This window comes from Arachidicoccus terrestris (assembly GCF_020042345.1).
In the GTDB taxonomy this organism is placed as follows: Bacteria; Bacteroidota; Bacteroidia; order Chitinophagales; family Chitinophagaceae; genus Arachidicoccus; species Arachidicoccus terrestris.
The window spans coordinates 1,649,668-1,668,010 of the sequence record NZ_CP083387.1; the positions used below are offsets into that span (position 1 = coordinate 1,649,668).

Consider the following 18,343-nt stretch of genomic DNA (forward strand, 5'->3'; position numbering starts at 1 on the left):
CTTATGGATGCAGGCCCCGGCATCAAAAGATCCGTTTAAAATGGCCGTTTAAATGCTGCCGCATTCCTTTTCGTAACTTGTCAGCAGAACCGGTTTCTATAAGGGTGACCAAGTCACTGTGGGTGACAATTTTCTTGAAAACGGGCATATCATTGAGCATCCCGCTGCTATGTACATAGTTAAAGATCGGTAATAGCATCTTCTGAAATCCCTTCATCGTATCATTATCCGATATTTCATAAAGCTTGCTATGAAACGCGATCTCCTCATCTATGGAAAATGTATTGGGTGCTACCAATGGCGCCTCCCTGGCGACAATCGCTTTCAGCGCTGTGATATCTTCCTGTGTGACTCGTTTAATGATAAAATCCGCCATCCCAATCTCGAGCGCCAGACGCATTTCAAAAATATCTTTCAGCGTTTTTTGATCCAGCATATCGGGATTCATCCCCTTTTCGATAACCGATACAATATCCGGGCTCGTAATCACGGAGCCTCTTTTTTTACGTGACTCAATCATCCCACGTGTTCGCAACCGTGATAGTGCTTCGCGTACAACAGTACGGCTGACACCAAGGCGCTCCGCGAGCTCTATTTCTTTCGGGATCACAGCACCGATCGTGTACTCCTTGCTGGAGAGCAATTCGACCAGTTTTTTTTCTATTTTATCAACCAGCGATTTTTTATCTATATCTTTCATGCAGTAGGCGTACTTAATTCTCCAAAAATAATATACTTTTCCCAATTGACCTTCCCGGTGAAACCTTTATAACAACCACTTGTCATAATGACGGACGCAGCGTGCCGGGCAGGTAGGCGCCCGGCACGCTGTCATACGCAATGCTCCGTTTTATCACGGTATGCAAGGAGGTGCTCTAATATCAAATCCCGTTTATACTATTCGCTAACCTGAAAAATGATCTTCTGCCTCTCCCGGTAGATGACACTTCGCCCGTTTTGTATGGCCGGCTGCCATTTACCGCTATGCTCAATAACGCGAATTGCCTCTGCAGCGGTTCCAAAATCAGGGTCCGGTGCAGAAACGACTGTAACCTCAGAGGTGGATCCGTCTCTGGCCACCAAAAAGGAAACAACGACAGCATATAATCCTGGGGAAGCACCATTATCAACGGCGACCTGACGACGCAAGTTTCGTTCCAGATATTTCTTCCAGGCCTCCTGTCCTCCCGGATATCGGGCTTCGACCTGAACCACTTTGAATTCTTTTTGATAATCAGCATTATCATTGACACTGCCTATCATACCTTTACCATTGCCACTGATGCCTTTTACTTCCGGAGGCGCCGTTAATAATCCATCCATATTTACACCAGTTTGGGTAACAGGCCCCACTTTGATCTTGTCTGTCTGTTTGGGCGGCATCTCATCGGGCCTTACCAGACGATCATCCACCACATTCGGTACGGTAAGCTTTTGCATGGCTACCTTGAGAGGTGCCTTTGTGGTGGGTGGGGGAATAACTTTGGGCTTTTCTGGCTTTTTATAAGTTTTTAGCTTCACGGTGGGACCTACAAATACCTGAGGAGCGGCCGGTTCAATTTGTTTATGGGGCAATAGTGTACCTCCTACAAACAAAAGTACGAGCAGGCCGGTAACCACCATTGCCAGTTCGATGCGTTTATGATAGTTTTTTCTAAGCGTATAAGCTCCATAATCTTTGTTTTTGCCGTCAAACAGAATATCCAGCTGACTGGCGCGCATAATATCTTTGGCATCCATCTTAATTAATTTTTACAGTGAATAGATACGGTTCAAGAAAACAATACAACACAGTATCTGAGTCTGCAGTGGTTCAGATGTCAACCTGCTTCCTGTGAAAAAGCAAACAGGCAGAGATGCCATGGCCATGACATTAAAAATGATAGGGCAAGAACACTCATAAGTCCGTTAGTTCTATGTTGCAGCCCGTACTATATAGATGCAAAACAAGACTGAATTCCATAAGGTTTTTCATAGAATTATCTTGACGCAATACAGTAGAAAGATCCCGGAGTTTCACAACAGCCCAGACATAAAAAGCCCGGGCTCAAATCAGTAGTTACCTACTGTCTGAGCCCGGACTTCAATTGATTACATTTCCCGCGCCTGAATACTATTCAGAAACCTGGAAGATGATTTTTTGCTTTTCACGGTAAATTACCTGGCGTCCGTTCTGGATGGCAGGCTGCCACTTACCGCTTCTTTCGATTACGCGTACCGCTTCATCAGAAGTTCCGTAATCCGGATCCGGAGCAGAGATGGCTTTAACTTCGGAAGTTGTACCATCTTTAGCGACCAGAAAAGATACCACAACAACGTACTGGCCGGGAGGCGCTCCATTATCTACAGGTGTCTGCTGACGCAGGTTCCTTTCCAGATACTTTTTCCAGGCTGCCGGACCACCGGGATACTTAGCTTCTACCTGTACGGAAGTAAACTCCTTGTTATAGTCTCCATCACCTGTACCCCCTGACCCAGGGCCTTTACCGGTACCACCGATACCTTTAACTTCAGGTGGTGCTGCTAATGCACCATCCATTTTCAGACCATGTTGTGTTACCGGACCTACTGTGATTTTTTCATCTTGTTTAGGCGGTTTCTCATCTGGTTTCACCAATTCATCCTTTACGACCTTAGGAACAGTAAACTGTTTCATTTCGATTTTAGGAGGTGCTGCCTTTGGCGGCGGCGGCGGCGGTGGGGCTTTTTTGGGTGGAGGCGGCTTCTTGTAGTTTTCAATCTTGACATCCTTCACTTCAAACTTTTTAGCTGCGGCATCATCATTCTTGGGTTTGATGAACATAGAGGCCACGAATAAGACTACCATTGCAAGCGTTCCCAACAGCGCAATCCGTATTCTTTTGGCATATGTTTTCCGCAGTTCATAAGCCCCGTACTCCTTATTCCTGCCGTCAAACAGGATATCCAGATCGCTCGAGCTTAATATTTTATTTGCGTCCATTTTAAAAATTTGTTTAATTGTTTAAGCCAGTAATACTCAACGGATATCAGCAAATATTCTTTGCATGTCCAGTGCTTATTATTGACCAGCCTGATCTGCTATCGCATCCATTTTATCGATATCCGCAGAATAAGCGGTATCGACCTTATTCACCAAAGCATATCTTTCAACCACATCGATAGAAAACTCATCCAGAATATCTATGATATTTTTGTAAGTGCTCTGATTACCCGGCATGACGATCATAAAAACGTCATCCGGATTTGCAACGGCAGCTTTCTTTTCCAGGATCACCTTACGAATATCTTTGTAATTTGATACCTGAACGTTCGACAAATCTGGCTTTAATTCACCTTCGTAATAGTACAGTCTGTCTTTAGCGCCTAACCAGATGGTCAGTGCACCGGATTGCTTGACATTTTGTTCTTTTGTGTCTTTATTGTCATCCGGCATTTTAAGATTCATGGAAGTAGGCTGACTCATTGTTGTTGTAAACATGAAAAATGTAATCAACAAAAATCCTAAATCCACCATGGGGGTCAAATCCACTCTCGTGGACATCTTTTTTCCTTTCTTGACCCCAGGACCCTTTTTCCCCGTGTCTTTCGACGAGGTATCCATTTCTGCCATAGGATATTGCTTTTAAAGTTTTTAAAAATTAATTTAACCGTTTACAGGAGTCACCGTCGCTCCTTCAGCCTGTGCTTTTTTCCAAAGTTCAGTACCGCTTGGCACGCCTTCCGGATTGGTCACCATCTGGAACTCCAGGATGCTGTTCTCCGTTAAGGCAGCGATTACGTTCTTAAACTCAGGGAATTTGGCTACATTATCGCCCTTCAGGATAATGGCCATTTTCTTTTGCGGATCATCGGCACCTAACCCTTGCTGAACGGAAACAAATGCCTTCATCCAGACCTTTAACTGATTGTTGGCCGTATCCTGGATTGGAATACCCGGCAATTTGTCATTAAGTTGCTCATTGGGCAACTGGCTGTATGCTTTCAGATTATTGAAACTCGTTCCGATAACTGGCATGATCGCCAGTTTATGGATTTCTCCGGGCGTCAGGCCCAGGTTCTGTTCCTGATTGATCAGATCCAGGGCCTGTTCTTTGACGGGAACCATATCACTGTTCAAAAAAGCATGACCATTTTTATCCAGAGAGATCAAAATGAAATTCTTCTCCGGAGCTATTTTAGAAGCGACAGAAGAAGGTGTCGTGATAGGAATCTTTTCGTCGGGCTTAAACTTCGTCGTTAAGATGAAGAAAGTCAACAAAAGAAACGCAACGTCACACATCGCCGTCATATCTACATTCGTACTTTTGCGTTTTACTTTGGCTCTTCCCATTGTTATTTTTTTAATTTCTTCTATAATATAGATGCAGGTCGCATCCCGATTCCATAAAACTTTTTATTTATTTCTAAAAAAAAGTGGTCGCTGCGGCGCTGCAGCCACCTGAGTGGCTGCAGCTGGGCGCGCGGCTTGCCTAATCAATGCTCAGCACCGATTATTTATAGATAGAAGCAAAGCTCTGAGTCAAAGTGAAACCTGATTCGTCGATACCGTAAGTGATACCGTCGATTCTGGTCGTAAAGATGTTATACATGATGATGGAGATCGCAGAAGTACCGATACCTAAGGCCGTGTTATACAGGGCTTCGGCGATACCTTTGGATAACTGAGTAGAAGCGCTGCCACCTTCACTTGCTGCCAGGGCCGCAAAGGCCGTGATCATACCCACAACCGTACCTAACAGACCAACCAGTGTGGCGATAGAGGCAATGGTAGACAAGAATACCAGGTTCTTTTCCAGCATAGGTAATTCCAGTGCTGTCGCTTCTTCAATTTCTTTTTGGATGTTCAGGACTTTCTGATCTGTATCCAACTCACTGTTGGTGATCATTTCTTTGTATTTGCCCAGGCCGGCTTTCATTACATTACCGACAGAGCCTTTTTGTTTGTCGCAAAGTGCGATCGCTTTGTCTACGTCTTTGTTAGCAAGGTTGAACTGTACGTTACGGATAAATTCTCCGATATTGCCTTTACCAGTTGCTTTAGAGATCGTCAGGAAACGCTCAATAGCAAATGTGACTACGATTAAAAACAAACCAATCAATACAGGCACGATGATACCACCGTCATACATCCTCGATAATCCTGTCTTTGCATCCTCGTGTTTAGGCCAAAAGCCACCGCTCATATCCGGTTTAGTAAAGTTAGCCGGATTACCTAATACAAACCTCCAAATAATGTAACCGATTACAATCCCCAGAACCGGGGCCACCCAAGAAATTGCATTAGAGCTTTTTTTAGGTTTTACGTTAGAAACGTGTTTTGCTGCTGCTTGAGCAGTTGGTTTAATTTCAGCCATGATGAAATTGTTTTTTAATGAATAACTGTGTTTAATGATTTTTAAATAACCCCAATACTAAGAAGAAATTCTTAAATAAGGAACATTAGTTCGTTACATTATTATAAACTAGCCCTGTACCTCCAAATACTCCATAGAAAGGCAGAGCAAATTATATATTTTATTTTACCGACCAAATTCTTTTTTATATTTTTTTAAAAAAATTTTGATTTTGTTTTTTTTGTTTAACTTTTTATTGAGGTCATTTATAGGGCTTTAAAGCCGCCCCTACCCCATTTTGACCGTTTTTGGAAAATAGTATTTTGTAAACAAACAACCATTATCTTTACCGCCATTGTTATAACTAATTTTAACCAAAATGTACAAAAAACTAGCCTTAGTGGCAGGGCTCGTACTGTTTTCGGCTTTCTCTTTTGCCCAGAAACCAGACAGCCTGCCCAAAATCCCCAAGGATTCTGTATCGGTAGTCAAAAAGGATACCACGCACAAACCAGAGAAGAAAAAGCCCGAGAAACCCAACCCGATCAAACCTTACAAAGAGGTCATTCCTGATTCAGCTGTCAGCGCCAAAGGGCTTTTTACGGTTCATAAGGTAGATAATAACTGGTTCTTTGAGATACCCGATTCTATTTTCAACCGGGATATCCTGGTCGTTACCCGTTACGATAAAGTACCCGGGGGTGCCGGGGTCTATGCAGGTGAGATCGTCAACCAGGAGATGGTGCGTTTCGTCAAAGGGCCGGATAAAAATATCTTCCTACAGCTGAAAATGACCATCGCAATGGCAGATTCCACCAATGCCATTTATAAAGCAGTATTGAACTCCAATGTAGATCCCTATCTGGCCTCCTTCCCTATTAAAGCTTATGGCAAGGGGCACTCAGTAGTGGTAGAGGTGAATGATCTGTTCCTGGCCGATAACCCAGCACTTTCCTTTCCCTCCCGTACCCGCAAGGGTTTAAGTATTGGTGGCCTGTTAAAAGACCGTTCTTTTATTCAATCCATTCATACTTATCCCATTAATACGGAAATCAGGACTGTAAAAACCTACTCCAGTCAACCGGCCCCCCCAACCCCCGGGCAGTTCGGACGCCGCAGCAAAGCTTTTGACGCTGCCAGCGATGTAGGTGTAGTCACCATTGGTTTCAACCACTCTTTCCTATTACTACCCAAGACGCCAATGCAGCCCCGGCTGTTTGACCCAAGGGTAGGATATTTCGCCGACGGGTTTACCCGTTATGGAGATGATCAACAACGTGTTAAAGATGAGCATTTTATTGTTCGGTGGAATCTCCAGCCCCGTGCTGAAGATTACCAGAAATGGAAAAACGGGGAGCTGGTGACACCGGCCCATCAGATCGTCTATTACATAGATCCGGCGACACCTAAAAAATGGCGCCCCTATCTGATCGCCGGGGTGAATGATTGGGCAAAAGCCTTTGAAAAAGCAGGTTTCAAAGATGCCATTGTGGCCAAGCCATGGCCGGAAAATGATACGACCATGAGTATGGAAGACGCCCGTTACTCCGTGATCCGATATTTTGCTTCTGATATTGAGAACGCCTATGGTCCTAACGTACATGACCCCAGAAGCGGACAGATCCTGGAAAGCCATATCGGCTGGTACCACAACGTAATGAAGCTGGTGCATGACTGGTATATGATCCAGGCAGGGCCGATTGACAAAAGGGCGCGCAAAATGGTATTTGATGATGAGCTTATGGGGGACTTGATCCGCTTTGTTTCTTCTCATGAAATCGGCCACACGCTGGGACTGCGTCATAATTTTGGTAGCAGCAGTACCGTACCGGTTGAGCTCCTCCGCAATAAAAAATGGGTAGAGGCACATGGGCATACCCCCTCTATTATGGATTATGCCCGTTTTAATTATGTGGCCCAACCAGAGGATAATATCAGTAAAAAAGGCATTTATCCCAGAATCGGAGAATACGACGAGTGGGCCATTAAATGGGGCTATGCTTATACCGGAGCAACAACCCCCAAAGAGGATCATAAGATCACCAGCAAATGGATCATTGACAACCTGTCTAAAAACCCCAGATTGTGGTTTGGTACAGAAACGGATCCCTACGATCCAAGGACACAAAGCGAATGTCTGGGCGACGATAACGTATTGGCGAGCCAGTATGGTATCAAAAACCTGAAAGTCGTACTCAAAAACCTGCCGGAATGGACTTATGAACAGGCCGATACCTATACAAATATGGAAGAGATGTACAATCAGGTCATCGGGCAGTTTAACCGGTATATGGGACATGTCCTTAAAAATGTAGGCGGTATTGAGACCACGCCCAAGAGTATTGAACAGACAGGAAATGTCTATGAACCTACCCCTAAAGCCATGCAGGCCAAGGCAGTCGCGTTCTTAAATGATCAGTTGTTTACAACGCCGACCTGGTTATTGGACAGCAACGTGCTAAACCGGATCAGCCATCCTGCCACTGAAGAGACACTCTACCGCCTGCAAAAGGGCGTGCTGTCCAGCCTGATTTCTGCCTCCAGACTACAAAGAATTACCTTTAGTAATCAACGCTTTGGTAAAGCAGATGGCTACCAGGTGGAGGACCTGCTCAGCACACTAGAATCTAATTTATTCAAAGAGCTCGGTACTCGGGATGCGATCTCCTTCAGCAGAAGAAGACTTCAGAAAACTTATATTGATGCGCTTATTCTGGATCTGAGCCCGGATAAGACTGCCGTAACCACACAGCTACAGTCTATTCTGGGGGGCGAGTATGCTGAGTCAGATGTTCCGTCTCTGGTACGCGGCCACCTTATGTCGTTAAAAACAAAACTAGAGTCAGCGGCGGGTAATTATACAGATCCTATGAGCAAATACCATCTCCAGGATCTTGTATACAGGGTCAATAAAGCCCTGGATGCGCAATAATGCGCCAGGGAGAATAGTGAACTTATATAATCTGTTAAAAGGGGGCACTGGCCCCCTTTTTCATGGAACGCACCTTCAAGTCGCAGAAACGTGCTAATTTTACGCCCGGTACCGGAGACCACTTGCTGTTTTTAGCGCCTCAAAATGGAGGTTCCGGATATAAGAAGCGGTCGTTCAGGGGATTTTCTGACATTCCCTAAAATTATTTTGCAATAATCTTGTGACATATGCTTTTTATACCTACCTTTGCAGTCCTAATTTTTTAATGTTATGTTCGCAGTTGTAAAAATCGCAGGCCAACAATTCAGAGTACAGGAAGGTGATACCCTTTTCGTACCACATCTGTCTGCAAATAATGGTGATAAAATTGAGTTTAAAGACGTTCTGCTGGTAAGCGCCGATGGAACTTTATCTGTAGGTACCGATGTAACTAAAATTGTAAAGGCTGAAGTCCTGAACAATCTGGTACAAGGCGATAAAGTAATTGCTTACAAACAAAAAAGAAGAAAAGGCTTCCGTAAGAAGCACGGTCACAGAACCCAGTATACACAGATCAAGATTGATGCTATTGCATAATCATTGATATTTAACCATTTACAAACTTTTTAATTATATAATACCATGGCACATAAGAAAGGTGAAGGTAGTGTAAAAAACGGACGGGATTCCCGCAGCAAACGCTTAGGTGTTAAGATCTTTGGTGGTCAGCCTGCCATCTCCGGAAACATTATTGTACGTCAGCGTGGTACCAAATTCCATTCTGGTAAAAACGTTGGTGTTGGTAAAGACTTTACTTTATTTGCACTGACTGACGGTATCGTTGAATTCAGAAAAACTAAAGGAGACATCACCAAAGTTTCTGTGATTCCTTCGGAAGCTCCTGCTGAAACTGCATAAGGCATATGCCTTAAGGGCTACGCTTACAACTACTATTTAGGTTAATAATAGAATATATTGGCTGTCGGATACAACATAAAAGTGTCCGACAGCTTTTTTATGCCTCTATACGCAAGAAATACCGCCCTTCTCAAAAGATTTCCACTGAGACCATCAAATGCTACACCGCTGATAATATCTGTTACAGGTTTGGACAAACACCGATTTAAACCTATTCTGAGCTTTCCGTACTGCTGTCGGATTCCAGAACCAGGTAAGCCGCTGCCTCATAAATGTTTCCCGATACGATCTGTGGCGCGGCAGTCCCAAATAACTGGCTCCATTTACCCTCTGTGCTGTCAATTTTTAAGAATGGCTCTCGTTGAATCCTCCGGAAGGATAGGGGTCAGGTTTTGGTGTTACAGTATTGCTGCAAGCATGAATTGAGCATCAGAAACAGACAGCTGTTAATTGCAGTTACGCTTTTCATAGATTACCTATTTTAATTATAAGTACTCCCCAGAAAAAAACCAAAAAACAAATATACTAACTATCTATGAAACAATAAATTGCGTTCAATAACGAATGAATAATTTAAATATAACCTATAAACGGGAAGAATATTCAAATACACCAACGGGCACATTTGCTTAGAAAAGACGGATCTATTTCCGCCCCAATGCCCGGTAAATCAGGTGATGGTAATCGGAGCCTGTATTGATTTATTTCTACACCTCTTGTAACAGGGTCTTCTGTATGGCCTAACAAGCAGGTATCCATATCAATAAATCTGATATTGCCAGCTGCCAATACCAGGTGGGCCATAGCGGTCAATGCCATTCTGCTTTCAAGCATCCCTCCCATCATACAAGGCACCCCTACGTCGGCGGCATTACGGTCCAGCCGTAAAGCATTAAATATGCCGCCGGCTTTGGCCAGTTTAATATTAATATAATCAAATCCAGCCAGCACATTTTTTGCGACATCTCTGGGATGATAACAGCTTTCATCCGCCATTAATGGTATTTTAATTTGTGACTTCAAAGCAGCGATCTTGTCATCATCATAGCTACGCATGGGCTGCTCGCAAAATTCGATATCCAGATCGCGCATGCCGGCCAGCGCCTCTATTGCTTCCTCCAGGCGCCAACCCTGATTAGCATCCAGGCGTATTTTCAAATCGGGACCGACCGCAGCACGGATGGCTTTGATGCGCAAAATATCTGTTCGCGGCTCTTTCCCAACCTTTACCTTGATCGTCGAAGCGCCATTTTCTTTAAATTTAAATGCCAGGGCGGCCATTTGCTCAGGTGTATCTATACCGACGGTAATATCTGTTATTATCTCTTTCTTATCGCCGCCTAAATAAGCATATAATGGTAAAACGGCATCCTGGGCAGCAATATCATATAAGGCCATGTCAAAGGCACTTTTGACCGTAGTGTTCCCTGCAATGTAGCTATCAAATTCTGCAAGCCTTACTTCTATATTAAGCGGGTTCTTTCCTTTTATTAAAGTAGCAAAATCCTTCGCCACGGCGATACAGGTTTGCTGGGTCTCTCCTACGATCATCGGGAAGGCGGAACATTCTCCTGTTCCTATAATACCTTCATCCGTATGCAACCGAATCAGTACATTCTGGGCATAATCCATCGTACCGGTTGCAATGGCAAATGGCACCATCGGAATGCTAAACTGGTAAATTTCCGTATGCTTGATCTTCATGGTTTATATATTTAAACGCCGATATAAAATCAAATTTCCACAGCTATTGTGAAATTACTGCATTCGCCTAACTTTTTGAAAAACAGATTAGTTTTTGTAATTTGTGAGAGCAAAATGAGAAGGGCATAGACGGCAAATCAATTTGATCATCGAAAAATTCTAAAGGCAAATGATTGGACATCTAAGCAAAGCAGAACAGTCAGTACTTTATCCCAAGGATAGAAGGCTGACCATGGTGATTAAACCCTACATGTGGATTATTTTCGGCGCCATTATACTGATCCCAACAGGAGCAGCATGGATCGAATACCTTTTTTATGGCCTGCCACCCGACCCTTCCGCAGCCTTAGCCAATTTACCGTCGAAAGCCGCTGCCGGCTTTCCGTCATGGGCACGCATCAGCCATTGGGTTAATTTCCTCTTTCTGTCATTAATTATCAGAAGTGGCTTATCTATTTTGGTAGATCATCCCAGGCTCTATTTTAATAACGGCTGCTCGCCGGAATCAGAATGGGTCCGCTTTACTCCGGTTAAGGTTCCCAAAGACCGTATGTGGACTGCCAAAGAAGACGCCAGATATATTAGCCCTCTTTTAGGTTTGCCCGGTTATCGCCATAGTATAGGCCTTGCAAGAGTCTGGCATTTCCTGACCGTTCCGTTTTTTATTATTAACGGCATTATATTTATCGCTTTCTTACTATTTACCAATCACTGGATGCGGCTGATCCCTACTTCCTGGCAAGTTATACCAGATGCCTGGAATGTGTTCGTGCACTATGCTACTTTCAATTTTCCGGTAGAGCCCAATGGATTCTATCATTACAATGCTCTACAGCAGCTTTCCTATTTTGCCGTTGTATTTATTCTGGCCCCATTAGCTATACTAACCGGTCTGGCTATGTCACCTGCCATTGCTAATCGATTTCCCTGGTACCCTAAATTATTCGGAAACCGACAGTCGGCCAGGTCCGGGCATTTTATGGTAATGGTTTGCTATCTGGTATTTATTTTGATTCATGTGTCCCTGGTCGTTGCTACCGGTCTTTCCCGTAACATGAATCATATCGTTATGGGGACAGACAGTACGACAAGCAACGCCGGCCTTTATATCGGCATTGGTATCGTTGTTTTTGTAGTTCTCTGTTGCTTTATTGCGTTATGGCTGTCCTGGCATCGTCCAAGGCCTTTACAAAAGGCGCAGGCAGCTATTAATGGAAATCTGTGGCGCCGGAGTATCAATACTTTTAAGCCTACACGCTATTATAAGAAAAAAGATATTTCTCCCTATTTCTGGCCAAATGGTAAAATGCCGGAGGATTCAGAACGCTGGATGGAGCTGGCAAGAAATAATTTTAAAGATTATAAATTGACGATAAGAGGGCTGGTCGAAAACCCCATGGAATTATCCTTGGAAGAGTTAAAGAAAATAGCAATGGACCAGAATATTACAATGCATCATTGCATACAGGGCTGGTCGGGCATAGCAGAATGGGGCGGTATTCCCATGCGTAAAATAATAGAACTGGTCAAACCGCATCCCAACGTTACTACCGTAGCATTTTACTCTTTTGGGACTGGACTATATGGTGGCGTATATTATGATACCCATACATTGGACAATTGTATGAAGCCCTTAAGTCTCCTGGCCTGGGAAATGAATTATAAACCATTACCTGTTGAGCATGGGGCACCCCTCAGACTTAGAGTAGAAAACCAGCTCGGCTATAAGATGGTCAAATGGATAGACTATATAGAATTTATCGAATCTCATGAACAAGTCGGCAAAGGCTTCGGCGGTAAAAATGAAGATGACGAATACTTTGATTTATTGGCAGACACATAAACACTACGAATGCCAACAATTGCGACCGCGTATAGGAGAGCCTGTATGTTTTGTCTTCCTCTATCTGATTTCTACTCCCTTCAAATAAGCCCAAAAAAAAGTCTCCGTAATTGCTTACGGAGACTTTCAAATAAATATGGCAGCTACCTACTCTCCCAGGGATAAGACCCAAGTACCATCGGCCATGAGGGGTTTAACTTCTCTGTTCGGTAAGGGAAGAGGTGAAGACCCTCGGAATAACCACCATAAAAAATTCGTGTGCCACTCGCTTACTGCTTACGGCTCACTTAATAAGGTCATATTGGAAAAGCTCAACTTTAGAGCAACTATCTTTACCATTTCAACAATAAAAATAGATTTAAAAAATAAAGCGTACGGGCAATTAGTACTACTCGACTTTGATGTTACCACCTTTACATCTATAGCCTATCAACGTCATCGTCTCTGACGACCCTTAAAAGTAAACTCATCTTGAGGGAGGTTTCACGCTTAGATGCTTTCAGCGTTTATCCTGGCTGTACGTAGCTACTCAGCACTACACCTGGCGGCATAACTGATTCACCAGCGGTACATACGACCCGGTCCTCTCGTACTAAGGTCATGTCCTCTCAATTTACTTGCGCCCACCACAGATAGAGACCGAACTGTCTTGCGACGTTCTGAACCCAGTTCACGTGCCACTTTAATGGGCGAACAGCCCAACCCTTGGGACCTTCTCCAGCCCCAGGATGTGACGAACCGACATCGAGGTGCCAAACCTTACCGTCGATATGAGCTCTTGGGTAAGATCAGCCTGTTATCCCCGGAGTACCTTTTATCCTTTGAGCGATGGCCCTTCCATTCAGAACCACCGGATCACTTTAGCCGACTTTCGTCCCTGCTCGGCGTGTATGCCTCACAGTCAAGCACCCTTATACTAATGCGCTCTATGTACGATTACCAACCGTACTGAGGGTACCTTTGCAAGCCTCCGTTACTTTTTAGGAGGCGACCACCCCAGTCAAACTACCCACCATGCAATGTCTCCTTGTTCAGGATTAGGTTCTAAGCAACAGAAGGTTGGTATTTCAACGTTGACTCCACACACACTGGCGTGCATGCTTCATAGTCTCCCAACTATCCTACACATCGGTTGCTCAAAATCAATGCAAAGTTGTAGTGAAGGTTCACGGGGTCTTTTCGTCCCGTGGCGGGTAACCGGCATCTTCACCGATACTACAATTTCACCGGGCTCGTGGAGGAGACAGTGTTCAACTCATTAGACCATTCGTGCAGGTCGGAACTTACCCGACAAGGAATTTCGCTACCTTAGGACCGTTATAGTTACGGCCGCCGTTTACTGGGGCTTCAGTCAGAAGCTTCGCACTTGCGCGCTAACATCCTTCCTTAACCTTCCAGCACCGGGCAGGTATCAGGCTCTATACGTCATCTTTCGATTTTGCAGGGCCCTATGTTTTTGTTAAACAGTTGGTTGAACCTATTTACTGAGACCATATCGCTATGGTATGCTTTATCCCGAAGTTACAGCATTAATTTGCCTAGTTCCTTCTCCACGGCTCACCCGAGCGCCTTAGAATACTCATCCCGTCTACCTGTGTCGGTTTGCGGTACTGGCTGCATATCTCGCTTTTCTTGGAACCACTTTTATCCGTTCGCTTCCCCCGAAGGTTCTACTCAGATGCCCTATTCCGTCAGGACATACAGACCACGGTGATCCGTCACTTTTATTGATATGCAGGTAAAGGAATATTAACCTTCTTTCCATCAGATACCCCTCTCGGGTTTTCCTAAGGACCAGACTAACCCTGATCCGATTAACGTTGATCAGGAACCCTTAGACTTTCGGCGTTAAAGTTTTTCACTTTAATTATCGTTACTTATGCCTACATTTTCTTTTGAAAACGCTCCAACAGTGGTCGCCCACCATCTTCAACGCTGTTTTCAATGCTCCCCTACCAATATACACCTTAAGGTGCAATTTTAGGACTTCGGTTCATGGCTTGATGCCCGATTATTTTCCGTGCAGGACCTCTCGACCAGTGAGCTGTTACGCACTCTTTAAATGAATTGCTGCTTCCGAGCAAACATCCTGGCTGTTATAGAAGTCCCACCGCGTTTATTCAACTTAGCCATGGATTGGGGACCTTAGTCGCTAATCTGGGTTATTTCCCTCTCGGCCACGGACCTTAGCGCCCGTAGCCTCACTCCCGGAGATATGTGTTAGCATTCGGAGTTTGTCAGGGTTTGGTAGGCGATGAAGCCCCCTAGCCCAATCAGTAGCTCTACCTCTAACACACTTCTTTATATCCGAGGCTGTTCCTAAAAACATTTCGGGGAGAACGAGCTATCTCTCAGTTTGATTGGCCTTTCACCCCTATCCACAGGTCATCCCAAGACTTTTCAACGTCAACGGGTTCGGTCCTCCATTTTGTGTTACCAAAACTTCAACCTGCCCATGGATAGATCACAAAGTTTCGCGTCTACCCCCACTGACTGAACGCCCTATTCGGACTCGCTTTCGCTACGGCTCCGTTATTTAAGAACTTAACCTCGCCAGTGAGGAGTAACTCGTAGGCTCATTATGCAAAAGGCACGCCGTCACACCATAAAGATGCTCCGACCGCTTGTAGGCGCACGGTTTCAGGTACTATTTCACTCCCCTGTTCGGGGTACTTTTCACCTTTCCCTTACGGTACTGGTTCACTATCGGTGTCTGAGGAGTATTTAGCCTTACCAGATGGTGCTGGCAGATTCACACAGGATTCCTCCGGTCCCGCGCTACTCAGGATACTGCTCGTTGGTATTAATTTATGCCTACAGGATTTTCACCTTCTGTGATGTAACTTTCCAGATACTTCAGCTTGATAATACCGCCTAAATGCAGTCCTACAACCCCTATGAGGCACGCCTCATAGGTTTGGGCTCTTCCCTGTTCGCTCGCCACTACTTAGGGAATCATTGTCTTATTTTCTTTTCCTCCCGGTACTTAGATGTTTCAGTTCTCGGGGTTGGCTCTCTTTGCAGAGTGATATGTCTTCAACATACCAGGTTGTCCCATTCGGAAATCTACGGATATAACGCTCGTGTGCAACTCTCCGCAGCTTATCGCAGCTTACCACGTCCTTCTTCGCCTCTCAGACCCTAGGCATCCACCATGCGCCCTTAATTGCTTTAAAAAATTTAGAAATTGTAGTGATGTTACCACCACTATGTGTTTGATCAGCTCTCCTTCCGTCTTACAACAGAAAAAAAGCCTCTCGTTACTCTTATTGTTTTTGCTTTCCCAATATGTCAAAGATCTTTATCTACCCTCTACGCCTACTACTTAACTATTACTAGCCGTTCGCTGACTCAGGCACATCTGTCAGTGTATGGAATCCGATTCCTGCTGCCGCTGTCTTTTGATCACCTCTGTAATCAATCAACCCGCTTACACTTAACTCATCTTAATTTAAGAACTGTTCTTTTTACTTCTTAATGTGGAGGATATCGGAGTCGAACCGATGACCCTCTGCGTGCAAGGCAGATGCTCTAGCCAACTGAGCTAACCCCCCATTTATATACCTTACAGTATAGCACTTCAGAATCTCATCGAATTCTTTGTAGTCCCGCCCAGATTTGAACTGGGGACCTCTACATTATCAGTGTAGCGCTCTAACCAACTGAGCTACGAGACTGTGACTGTTTGAACCCTATCGCCAATCTATAGCCATGTGTTACATTGAAGTTGGCCGTCAGTGCTATCTGTTTGAAAGAACTAATAAGTTTAAAAGGAAAATAAATAACAGTAATGCTACTCCGACTTGCGTCGGCGCGCCGCTCTAAAAAGGAGGTATTCCAGCCGCACCTTCCGGTACGGCTACCTTGTTACGACTTAGCCCCAATTACCAGTTTTACCCTAGGCAGCTCCTTACGGTTACCGACTTTAGGTACACCCAGCTTTCATGGCTTGACGGGCGGTGTGTGCAAGGTCCGGGAACGTATTCACCGTATCATTGCTGATATACGATTACTAGCGATTCCAGCTTCACGCAGTCGAGTTGCAGACTGCGATCCGAACTGAGAGAGGGTTTTTGAGATTCGCGCCTTGTCGCCAAGTGGCTGCTCTTTGTCCCTCCCATTGTAGTACGTGTGTAGCCCTGGGCATAAAGGCCATGATGACTTGACATCATCCCCTCCTTCCTCGCGTCTTACGACGGCAGTCTCATTAGAGTTCCCAGCTTAACCTGATGGCAACTAATGATAGGGGTTGCGCTCGTTGCGGGACTTAACCCAACACCTCACGGCACGAGCTGACGACAGCCATGCAGCACCTTGCTTCATGTCTATTGCTAGAAAATACCCTTTCAGGTACCGTCATTCGCATTCTAGCCCAGGTAAGGTTCCTCGCGTATCATCGAATTAAACCACATACTCCACCGCTTGTGCGGACCCCCGCCAATTCCTTTGAGTTTCATTCTTGCGAACGTACTTCCCAGGTGGATTACTTAATGCTTTCGCTCAGACGCGCACTGTGTATCGCGCACGTCGAGTAATCATCGTTTAGGGCGTGGACTACCAGGGTATCTAATCCTGTTTGATCCCCACGCTTTCGTGCCTCAGCGTCAATTTTCGCTTAGCCAGCTGCCTTCGCAATAGGTGTTCTATGTCATATCTAAGCATTTCACCGCTACATGACATATTCCGCTGACCTCAACGACATTCAAGACCTATAGTATCCAAGGCAGTTTCCGAGTTAAGCTCGGAGATTTCACCTCAGACTTACAAGTCCGCCTACGCACCCTTTAAACCCAGTAAATCCGGATAACGCTTGCACCCTCCGTATTACCGCGGCTGCTGGCACGGAGTTAGCCGGTGCTTATTCATAGGGTACCGTCAAGCTCTGTAAAAACAAAGTGTTTCGCCCCCTATAAAAGAAGTTTACAATCCAGAGGACCTTAATCCTTCACGCGGCATGGCTGGTTCAGACTTGCGTCCATTGACCAATATTCCTTACTGCTGCCTCCCGTAGGAGTCGGGCCCGTGTCTCAGTGCCCGTGTGGCTGATCATGCTCTCACATCAGCTAATGATCGTCGGCTTGGTGGGCCGTTACCCCCCCAACTACCTAATCATACGCGCGACCATCCTCATCCACCGGAGTTTTAATAATCATGTGATGCCACATCATTATATTATGGGGTATTAATCCGAATTTCTTCGGGCTATCCCCCAGATAAGGGAAGGTTTCGCACGTGTTCCGCACCCGTTTGCCGGTCGTCAGCTCAAGTATTGCTACTCAACTGTTACCCCTCGACTTGCATGTATTAAGCCTGCCGCTAGCGTTCATCCTGAGCCAGGATCAAACTCTCCATTGTTAATGTATTGTTTGAACTGACTAAATTTCTCTCGAAAATTAGGCGTCAAAATTTGTGTTCTTTTTCAACGCTTCGTAGTGTCTTCCTTACTGTTATTTGTATTTTCCTTTCAAAGATCTTTATAGAAATATCTCTATCCCTATCTTGCTATACCATGCACCTCACGGCACACCGTACTCCCTACTTTTTTACCCCCCGCCAATCTTCTGACAGTCTCTACCGTCAGGCGGAGTGCAAAGGTAGTAAACACGCATTTACCAACCAAATATTTTAAGTAGATTTTTTTTATTTTTCTCG

11 protein-coding genes, 2 tRNA genes and 3 rRNA genes are annotated in these 18,343 nt (G+C 44.9%); 4 read left to right on the top strand and 12 right to left on the bottom strand.

All coding sequences use genetic code 11. The features are described from left to right. Nucleotides 1–22 precede the first annotated feature (22 nt). The 6 genes from K9M52_RS06630 to K9M52_RS06655 form a co-directional block, all read right to left on the bottom strand. Nucleotides 23–700 carry a FadR/GntR family transcriptional regulator gene (locus K9M52_RS06630; protein WP_224071275.1) on the bottom strand — a complete coding sequence of 226 codons (678 nt, stop codon included), beginning with the start codon at nucleotides 698–700 and terminating at the stop codon, nucleotides 23–25. Between the two features lie 197 nt (nucleotides 701–897). Continuing rightward, nucleotides 898–1,740, bottom strand: coding sequence for an energy transducer TonB (locus K9M52_RS06635; protein ID WP_224071276.1), 843 nt, complete (start codon nucleotides 1,738–1,740; stop codon nucleotides 898–900). 373 nt (nucleotides 1,741–2,113) lie between these two features. After that, nucleotides 2,114–2,962, bottom strand: a complete 849-nt coding sequence (locus K9M52_RS06640; protein ID WP_224071277.1) for an energy transducer TonB — start codon at nucleotides 2,960–2,962, stop codon at nucleotides 2,114–2,116. Between the two features lie 78 nt (nucleotides 2,963–3,040). Continuing rightward, nucleotides 3,041–3,592, bottom strand: a complete 552-nt coding sequence (locus K9M52_RS06645; RefSeq protein WP_224071278.1) for an ExbD/TolR family protein — start codon at nucleotides 3,590–3,592, stop codon at nucleotides 3,041–3,043. A 33-nt stretch (nucleotides 3,593–3,625) separates the two neighbouring features. Then, a complete protein-coding gene (locus K9M52_RS06650) occupies nucleotides 3,626–4,312 on the bottom strand; it encodes an ExbD/TolR family protein (protein WP_224071279.1) in 687 nt (228 codons plus the stop codon). A 160-nt stretch (nucleotides 4,313–4,472) separates the two neighbouring features. Beyond that, the gene (locus tag K9M52_RS06655) at nucleotides 4,473–5,336 is read right to left on the bottom strand and encodes a MotA/TolQ/ExbB proton channel family protein (protein ID WP_224071280.1); all 864 of its coding nucleotides are present in this window, start codon (nucleotides 5,334–5,336) and stop codon (nucleotides 4,473–4,475) included. 358 nt (nucleotides 5,337–5,694) lie between these two features. On the opposite strand from K9M52_RS06655, the gene K9M52_RS06660 reads away from it, so the two are divergent. From K9M52_RS06660 to rpmA, 3 genes are all read left to right on the top strand, one after another. Next, the gene (locus tag K9M52_RS06660; RefSeq protein ID WP_224071281.1) at nucleotides 5,695–8,247 is read left to right on the top strand and encodes a zinc-dependent metalloprotease; all 2,553 of its coding nucleotides are present in this window, start codon (nucleotides 5,695–5,697) and stop codon (nucleotides 8,245–8,247) included. 270 nt (nucleotides 8,248–8,517) lie between these two features. Beyond that, nucleotides 8,518–8,823: a 50S ribosomal protein L21 gene (rplU, locus tag K9M52_RS06665; protein WP_224071282.1), complete on the top strand. Its 306-nt coding sequence runs from the start codon at nucleotides 8,518–8,520 to the stop codon at nucleotides 8,821–8,823. Nucleotides 8,824–8,868: 45 nt separating this feature from the next. Further along, entirely contained in the window at nucleotides 8,869–9,144 is a 276-nt protein-coding gene (rpmA, locus tag K9M52_RS06670; RefSeq protein ID WP_224071283.1) for a 50S ribosomal protein L27, read from the top strand. A 603-nt stretch (nucleotides 9,145–9,747) separates the two neighbouring features. On the opposite strand, the gene K9M52_RS06675 is transcribed toward rpmA, so the two are convergent. Then, complete coding sequence (locus tag K9M52_RS06675; protein ID WP_224071284.1) at nucleotides 9,748–10,848, bottom strand: mandelate racemase/muconate lactonizing enzyme family protein; 1,101 nt, start codon at nucleotides 10,846–10,848, stop codon at nucleotides 9,748–9,750. 169 nt (nucleotides 10,849–11,017) lie between these two features. On the opposite strand from K9M52_RS06675, the gene K9M52_RS06680 reads away from it, so the two are divergent. Then, on the top strand, nucleotides 11,018–12,691 hold the full coding sequence (locus tag K9M52_RS06680; protein WP_224071285.1) for a molybdopterin-dependent oxidoreductase: 1,674 nt from the start codon (nucleotides 11,018–11,020) through the stop codon (nucleotides 12,689–12,691). 134 nt (nucleotides 12,692–12,825) lie between these two features. Here K9M52_RS06680 and rrf read toward each other — a convergent pair. The 5 genes from rrf to K9M52_RS06705 form a co-directional block, all read right to left on the bottom strand. Further along, nucleotides 12,826–12,939 (bottom strand): 5S ribosomal RNA (gene rrf / locus K9M52_RS06685). Between the two features lie 114 nt (nucleotides 12,940–13,053). Further along, a 23S ribosomal RNA gene (locus K9M52_RS06690) occupies nucleotides 13,054–15,867 on the bottom strand. Between the two features lie 304 nt (nucleotides 15,868–16,171). Next, nucleotides 16,172–16,245: transfer RNA gene (locus K9M52_RS06695), tRNA-Ala, on the bottom strand. Between the two features lie 49 nt (nucleotides 16,246–16,294). After that, a tRNA-Ile gene (locus K9M52_RS06700) sits at nucleotides 16,295–16,368 on the bottom strand. Nucleotides 16,369–16,516: 148 nt separating this feature from the next. Continuing rightward, nucleotides 16,517–18,046, bottom strand: a 16S ribosomal RNA gene (locus K9M52_RS06705). The 16S, 23S and 5S rRNA genes sit together here with 2 tRNA genes alongside, the layout of an rRNA operon. Nucleotides 18,047–18,343 lie beyond the last annotated feature (297 nt).

Excerpts from the sequence above, each read along its gene's own strand:
- rplU (WP_224071282.1), top strand. The coding sequence starts at position 8,518 with ATGTTCGCAGTTGTAAAAATCGCAGGCCAACAATTCAGAGTACAGGAA.
- K9M52_RS06645 (WP_224071278.1), bottom strand. The coding sequence starts at position 3,592 with ATGGCAGAAATGGATACCTCGTCGAAAGACACGGGGAAAAAGGGTCCT.
- K9M52_RS06675 (WP_224071284.1), bottom strand. The coding sequence starts at position 10,848 with ATGAAGATCAAGCATACGGAAATTTACCAGTTTAGCATTCCGATGGTG.
- K9M52_RS06660 (WP_224071281.1), top strand. The coding sequence starts at position 5,695 with ATGTACAAAAAACTAGCCTTAGTGGCAGGGCTCGTACTGTTTTCGGCT.
- K9M52_RS06630 (WP_224071275.1), bottom strand. The coding sequence starts at position 700 with ATGAAAGATATAGATAAAAAATCGCTGGTTGATAAAATAGAAAAAAAA.
- rpmA (WP_224071283.1), top strand. The coding sequence starts at position 8,869 with ATGGCACATAAGAAAGGTGAAGGTAGTGTAAAAAACGGACGGGATTCC.
- K9M52_RS06635 (WP_224071276.1), bottom strand. The coding sequence starts at position 1,740 with ATGGATGCCAAAGATATTATGCGCGCCAGTCAGCTGGATATTCTGTTT.
- K9M52_RS06680 (WP_224071285.1), top strand. The coding sequence starts at position 11,018 with ATGATTGGACATCTAAGCAAAGCAGAACAGTCAGTACTTTATCCCAAG.
- K9M52_RS06650 (WP_224071279.1), bottom strand. The coding sequence starts at position 4,312 with ATGGGAAGAGCCAAAGTAAAACGCAAAAGTACGAATGTAGATATGACG.
- K9M52_RS06640 (WP_224071277.1), bottom strand. The coding sequence starts at position 2,962 with ATGGACGCAAATAAAATATTAAGCTCGAGCGATCTGGATATCCTGTTT.
- K9M52_RS06655 (WP_224071280.1), bottom strand. The coding sequence starts at position 5,336 with ATGGCTGAAATTAAACCAACTGCTCAAGCAGCAGCAAAACACGTTTCT.